At 40.6% G+C, this 6585-nt stretch carries 8 protein-coding genes; 3 read left to right on the forward strand and 5 right to left on the reverse strand.

Going from position 1 to position 6585, the window contains the following annotated elements:
- The first annotated feature begins 173 nt into the window (after window positions 1-173).
- Entirely contained in the window at window positions 174-1787 is a 1614-nt protein-coding gene (locus tag AC1DRF_RS13600; protein ID WP_477740923.1) for a M20/M25/M40 family metallo-hydrolase, read from the forward strand.
- A gap of 18 nt (window positions 1788-1805) precedes the next feature.
- On the opposite strand, the gene AC1DRF_RS13605 is transcribed toward AC1DRF_RS13600, so the two are convergent.
- Window positions 1806-2603, reverse strand: a complete 798-nt coding sequence (locus tag AC1DRF_RS13605; protein ID WP_043979727.1) for a VOC family protein — start codon at window positions 2601-2603, stop codon at window positions 1806-1808.
- Between the two features lie 147 nt (window positions 2604-2750).
- Entirely contained in the window at window positions 2751-3146 is a 396-nt protein-coding gene (locus tag AC1DRF_RS13610; RefSeq protein ID WP_477740924.1) for a CotG/ExsB N-terminal domain-containing protein, read from the reverse strand.
- 113 nt (window positions 3147-3259) lie between these two features.
- On the opposite strand from AC1DRF_RS13610, the gene AC1DRF_RS13615 reads away from it, so the two are divergent.
- The gene (locus tag AC1DRF_RS13615) at window positions 3260-3706 is read left to right on the forward strand and encodes a GNAT family N-acetyltransferase (protein ID WP_427075503.1); all 447 of its coding nucleotides are present in this window, start codon (window positions 3260-3262) and stop codon (window positions 3704-3706) included.
- 17 nt (window positions 3707-3723) lie between these two features.
- On the opposite strand, the gene AC1DRF_RS13620 is transcribed toward AC1DRF_RS13615, so the two are convergent.
- Together AC1DRF_RS13620 and AC1DRF_RS13625 are read right to left on the reverse strand one after the other, a co-directional pair.
- Window positions 3724-3846, reverse strand: a complete 123-nt coding sequence (locus AC1DRF_RS13620) for a hypothetical protein (protein ID WP_477740925.1) — start codon at window positions 3844-3846, stop codon at window positions 3724-3726.
- Between the two features lie 158 nt (window positions 3847-4004).
- On the reverse strand, window positions 4005-5174 hold the full coding sequence (locus AC1DRF_RS13625; protein WP_477740926.1) for an MFS transporter: 1170 nt from the start codon (window positions 5172-5174) through the stop codon (window positions 4005-4007).
- Window positions 5175-5348: 174 nt separating this feature from the next.
- On the opposite strand from AC1DRF_RS13625, the gene AC1DRF_RS13630 reads away from it, so the two are divergent.
- A complete protein-coding gene (locus AC1DRF_RS13630) occupies window positions 5349-5543 on the forward strand; it encodes a hypothetical protein (RefSeq protein ID WP_013082184.1) in 195 nt (64 codons plus the stop codon).
- Window positions 5544-5574: 31 nt separating this feature from the next.
- Here AC1DRF_RS13630 and AC1DRF_RS13635 read toward each other — a convergent pair.
- On the reverse strand, window positions 5575-6585 hold a 1011-nt coding region (locus AC1DRF_RS13635), incomplete at its 5' end, for an NCS2 family permease (RefSeq protein WP_477740927.1).

A 6585-nucleotide genomic window follows, 5' to 3' on the forward strand; every position in this document is an offset into this window, starting at 1 on the left:
GTAAAAAAAGAGTGTGCGGTGCTATCCCTAGCCGCGCACTCTTTTTTTATCATGTGCGTAAAGGCAGCGCCATACTATGATACATAGGGATAGAATGAAAGGGTCTCTGTCAAAGGGATTGACGAATGGTTTTGTTTGATAGAAAATTTAGAAAAAGGAAAGAGATGAAGGGTATGTCGAACAAAACATCTTTGTATCAAACAAAAGAACAGTTAAAAAAACTTGTAAGCGAATTGGTTTCTATACCTAGCGTGACAGGAACGATGGCAGAAGTGGAAATGGCTGAATCGATAGCATCGTATTTATTGAAGCTGCCTTACTTTCAAAAAAACGAGCAAGTCGAGCTTCATTCAACAGGAGACGGGCGATCGATTGTTACAGCTTTTGTTCAAGGGAAAAATACGAACAAAACAGTTGTACTAGTAAGTCATTACGATGTAGTGGATGTACAAGATTATGGACAGTGGAAAAAGGATGCTTTTCACGCTGATACATTAACGAGTACTTTTTATAACCATATGGAACAAGTTCCGGCGCACGTACAAAAAGATATGATAAAAGGAGACTGGCTTTTTGGCCGAGGAACGATGGACATGAAAGCAGGCATTGCCTTGCATATCAGTATGGTTGAACGAGCATGCAACGGAGAGTTTGACGGAAACATCCTGCTGCTGTCGGTACCGGATGAAGAAGTAAATTCGCTTGGGATGAGAAAAGCAGTGCCTGTTCTTTTAGCACTTGCCCGCAAACATCAGCTGGATTTTTCTCTCATGCTAAATGCAGAACCGGTGTTCAGCCGCTATCCTGGAGATCAAACGAACTATGTGTACTCAGGATCGATTGGAAAAATCATGCCAAGCTTTTTGTGTTATGGAAAAGAAACTCATGTAGGAGAACCGCTAGCTGGTTTAAATGCTAATTTACTAGCTTCTTATTTAACAAAAGAAATAGAATTAAACGTTGATTTTTGCGAAAAAGTAAGAGATGAAACGAGTCCACCTCCTACGGTGCTGATACAAAAAGATTTAAAAGAAGAGTATTCAGTTCAAGTTCCGCACTCTGCCGTTGTATTATTTAATTTATTTATGTTAAACCGCTCTCTTAAAGAAGTAACAGATCTGCTGTTGAAATCGGCTGACAAAGCGGCTTTGAATGTGAAAAAACATTATAATAAAGCCGCTAGGCAGTACGCTGAGGGAATGGAGGGTTCATCTCTTGACGTGAACGTATGGACGTATGAAGAACTTTATACTCATGCAGTCAAACAGCACGRCGAAAAATATGTGCACGAAATGGAAGCAGCACTTTTGGCACAAGAGGAGGATGACAGAAATAAAACCATTAAATTAGTAAACTCTTTAGMTGGTTTATGTAAAGAAGCAGCTCCGATGATGGTCTTATTTTTTACGCCGCCTTTTTATCCGGCCGTTTGTTCACATGATGATCCGTTTGTACAAGAGATTTTGTCAAACGTACAGGCAACTGCCAAAGAGCAATTCCAATTGGAGCTAGTTGAGCAAAGTTATTTTGGCGGAATTTCGGATTTAAGCTATGCCAGCCTGCAGCATCCGCTTCATACATTTAACACGTTAGTAGCCAATATGCCCCTATGGAATAAAGGGTATCATATCCCGCTAGAAGAGCTAGAGGAGCTGAAGATGCCGGTGCTCAACATTGGACCGCTGGGAAGAGATGCGCATCAATGGACCGAAAGATTAGACGTTCAGTATTCTTTTGAAATTTTGCCTCATTTCATTTATCAAGCTATAAAAGAAGCACACAAATAAACATCCGTCCGCGGATGTTTATTTGTTGAATTTAAAAGAAGCTCCTTGTACGGTAATTTGTTGCGGTGTTAGAGCGTGATCCAATTCAACCAAAAATGGACGTTCTCCAACTTTTTTTAATGTATCATGGACAACACCTTGTGTTCCGCTGCAAAAAATAAGGTTTCCTCCATTGACATATAGTTTTTGACAACGTGCATCAAGTAAAGAGTCTTTGTAGCTTTCGCCAGACTGAACGTCCAGCAGTTTCGTCCACTTGCTGATGGATTCTTCGAGGTTATGTACAGCACAGTAAATATTTTTTAGCTGCAGCTGACCAGCTTGGTGGGAAGAAAGATCCGCTAGCTTTGGCTTGCGTTTTTCTTCTGGTTCACCCCATTCAATAAAAAAAGGAAGAGGCAGGGAATCGTGGTCAGCTTCAATAAAACACATTTTCCATTGAAGTCTTTCTCCATCATTGGTTTGGCGAGAACCCGCTACAGGACCTTTTACAGTGACGTTCTTGCTTTCCAGCTCTTTTATCAGCAAATCCATATCATCTGTACGAAGTGCAAATCGGCCAAAATGACCAAGCGGTGTATGTTCGTTAACAAGCTGCTGAATAAGGTCATTATCTGTAACGTTTTGAGCTAACGCGATATCTCTAAGCCCAAGCCATTCAATATAGCTGAGGTTAAAATAAGCCAACGTGTTAAAAGTGCCCCATTTTTCATGGATGCCGCCTTTAATGACATTTATTCCGTATTCGTTTAGTTCTTTCTGAGCTTTAATAGGATCAGGTGAAAAATGAACAAGATGATCAAAAGATAAGTGCATGGATAGGCCTCCTTTTAAGAGAGATTCTTTCCCATTATTATACGTTGTTTTCCTTTTCCAGAAGAGTAAAACGAATGATTATGTAAAATAAAAATCTTAAAAAAAGCAAGCCGCGTATGTTTTAAACTCGACTTGCTTTAGATTTATTTAGCGACGACAGCCATGCCCTTTAAAGCAGCAGCCAAATGATTTATTAAACCATGGGTATGAGCAGCAAGGTGAACCGCAGCGACAGCGGYGACGGCTAGAACGACGAGTAGAACGGCGAGTAGAACGACGAGTAGAACGGCGAGTAGAACGACGAGTAGAACGACGAGTAGAACGACGAGTAGAACGGCGAGTAGAACGGCGAGTAGTGCGGCGAGTAGTGCGGCGAGTAGTGCGACGAGTAGTGCGACGAGTAGTGCGGCGAGTAGAACGGCGAGTAGAACGACGACGAGAGCGTCTGTGAAGAGCAGTTGGCTCTTGGTACATAAACGTTTCAAGCTCAGTAGAAGCAATCGCTTCTGTTGCTTCTCTAATTCTTTCAGCAGTGATATGCATATAAACACCTCCTGGCTAATTCGGTACATAATACAATATGTACAAGGAAGGCGTTTGGATATAGTGAAAACATGGAATTTGTCTAAATTTGTGAAAGAAATGGAGTGGTTTTCATGCTTCAAATCCTCGAACATCAAAGAGTGGATATCGCTCTTCAAATAGTAGCTGTGCAAGTAGAAGCTTATCAAGAAGAAGCAAGGCTCATTGGTTTTTCAGATATTCCTCAGCTTACAGAAAGCAAAGAAGATATTATGAAAAGCAAGGAAGTGTTTATCGGAGAAATGGTTGAAGGTAAGCTAGCAGGAGTGCTGTCGTTTGAAAAAGAAAATGAGCGATTAACGATTTGCCGCCTCGTTGTGCGTCCTCGTTACTTTCGAAAAGGAATCGGAAACCGTCTTTTAACACATGTACTTCAAAGATATTCTGAATGTGAATGTATGGTGTCTACAGCCGAAAAAAATACACCTGCCATTAAGCTGTACAAAGCGCATCAGTTTTCAATTATAAAACACACTGCAGCTGCTGATAACCTTGTGTTAGTAACGATGAAAAGAGATTGATCCATCGCTAAATTAATCTAAAGACCAACAAATGAGCTACATGAGCTAGTAGGAATCGACTGTTGATTTCCGTGCAAGACTTCGCTTTCCGCGGGCGGCCGCTGAGCCTTCTCGTCGCTTGCGCTCCTGCCGGGTCTCACCTCTTCCTCTATTCCTCAGTAGTCTCCTTCTTGCTCTCTAATCAACACAGCTAGAATACTCATAACAATAAAAAAATCCGAACGCGCTGGATTCTCCATCAAGAATCTCGATTCACCGTTCGGATCTTCTTTCGACTAAAATAATGTTGTCCCGGCCTCTACGATGAGAGTGTTTGCTCAGAATAATCTAGAGCTGTATGACGCTGAATCAGCAGTAAAGCAGCTAAAGTGACAACAGCTCCGATAATAAAGGGCAGCGTCATATTGAGTTTAAAGGCAAATGCACCAAGCAGAGGACCAAAAATACGCCCTAAGCTATCCATTGAGGCGGTTAGCCCCGAAGCAGAGCCATATCCTACTTTGGTTCTCATTGTAATTAATGAGAGGACACAAGGACGAATAAGGGCATTTCCTGCTGTAAATATGCACAAAAATAAGGTAGCATTAACGGCACTAGAAGATAACAAAATAGACGTAAATCCTATTGCTGAAACCAATAAGCCAATGGCCATCAGCTTTTTTTCATTTCCTTTTTTAAATCGCTGCAGCACACCGCCTTGAATCAGCGCTTGAGTTAAACCGCTCGCCATAAACATCCATCCGATTGTCGTAGGAGTAGCATTAATTTTCGCTATTTGAAAAAATTGAAAAGTAGCTTCTAAACCAGCGAGCGTAAAAGTCGCTAAAAATGAAAGAACATATAAATACTTCATAGCTCCTTGAAAATCTGAGGTGAAGTCATGCCATCTCGATGTCTGTACTTTATCAGCAGATTCTTTTCGTAAAGATTCTTTTAACGTAAAGAATGAGAACGCTGTCATAATCAGTGACAAGATACCAGAGATAAGGAAGGGAACAAACAAGCCGAAAGATGAAAGGACGCCGCCTAATGCCGGTCCAAAAATAAAGCCTAAGCCAATCGACATTCCTAACAGTCCCATTGCTTTCGTTCGGTTTTCTTCATCTGTACTATCAGAAGCATATGCAAAAGCACAAGGAATAACAGCTCCTGCGAACAAACCTCCGATGATGCGCGACGTATACATTAAAGTCAGAGAGTTTTCTGCCACCGAGAAAAGAAAAAAGCTTGCGCTAAAGCCGAGTAATCCCCAAAGTAAGATGGGACGCCGGCCTTTTATATCGGAAAGCTTCCCCCAAAAAGGTGCGGTAATAAAAGATGCGATCGAATAGCTAGCCATTAGTATTCCTAAATTGACCGTGCTTGCACCCGTGGCACGAATAACTTCAGGTACGATGGGGATGATCACTCCAAAGCCGACAAATACCATAAAAATAACAAACATTAACGTTCCAAGCTGTTTGTTCATATGCAATTAAGCCCCTTTCTCTGTAGAACATGCCGTGAGTTTAGTATACCAAATACAAAGAAGTTTTTTACGTATATTTGGTAAAAAGCGTTTTATTTACAAATGGATAACTATGTTAATATTTACCTGTTTTGCTGAGGGTGATACAATTAAAAGAAAAGGGACGTGAAGCGATTGCCAATATGGATTGTATTTGCTGGGATCATAGGCGGTCTTTTAGGGTTTGGGGCGCTAGTGGATTATATAGCTAAGAAGAGAAGTATCGAATTAGATCCAGAAGAAGGAATAAAGAATGCTTCTGATGCAGAACAAATCTATGTGGAAAATTATCTTTATCAAACAAAAGAAAATAACAATCACTTTCAATAAAAAAAGCTTGGAGACGAATCTCCAAGCTTTTTTAATGCGGTAAAAAGATGAGCTGATAGAGAAATAAAACCGCAAAGACATACACAAGTGGATGGACTTGTTTGCCTTTTCCTTTTACCAGCTTCATTAACGGATAAGAAATGAAGCCTAGCGCAATTCCTGTTGCAATACTTGATGTAAGAGGCATCGCTAGAACAACTAAAAAGGCAGGGAACGCTTCATCAAAGTCATTCCAATTAATTTTAGCTACAGCACCCATCATCAAGCTTCCGACAATAATTAATGCAGGTGAAGTAATAGCTGCTACGCCAGAAACCGAGCTTACAACCGGACTAAAGAACGCTGCAACAATAAATAAAATGGCTACCGTCACACCTGTTAGACCTGTACGTCCGCCTGCTGCTACACCAGATGAAGATTCAACGTAAGCCGTTGTTGGGCTTGTACCAAATAAAGCTCCAATCGTTGTACCAAATGAGTCAGCAAGCAATGCTTGACGTACGCGAGGCATCTTATTACCTTTCATAAGACCGGCCTGTTGAGCTACTCCTACCATTGTACCTGTTGTATCAAAAATTGTAACAAGTAAGAAAGAAAAAACAACTGTGTACAGATCATGATGAATAACATCTCCAAAAGCAGCAAAAGGATTTGAAATCATTAAGCCGTCTGGAAGGTGAGGAGAAGCAAACAAACCTTTATCAAATGAAAGCTGTCCTCTAAAGAAAGCAATTAACCCCGTAATAATCATACCGAAGAATAAAGCGCCGTTTACATTTAGCGTATATAAAATGATTGTAATCGCAAGTCCAATCAGTGTTAAAACTACTTTTTCAGACTGCAAATCACCAAGTCCAATTAAATTTGACTTATTTGCAACAATAATACCGGCTGAACGAAGCCCGATAAAAGCAATAAATAAACCGATACCAGCACTAATCGCGTGCTTTAAATTGTTTGGAATAGCTTCAATTAATTTTTCACGAAACGATGTTAACGATAGGATGATAAAGATAATACCCGCTACGAATACAGCTGAAAA

Source organism: Priestia sp. P5_B4 (assembly GCF_056400385.1).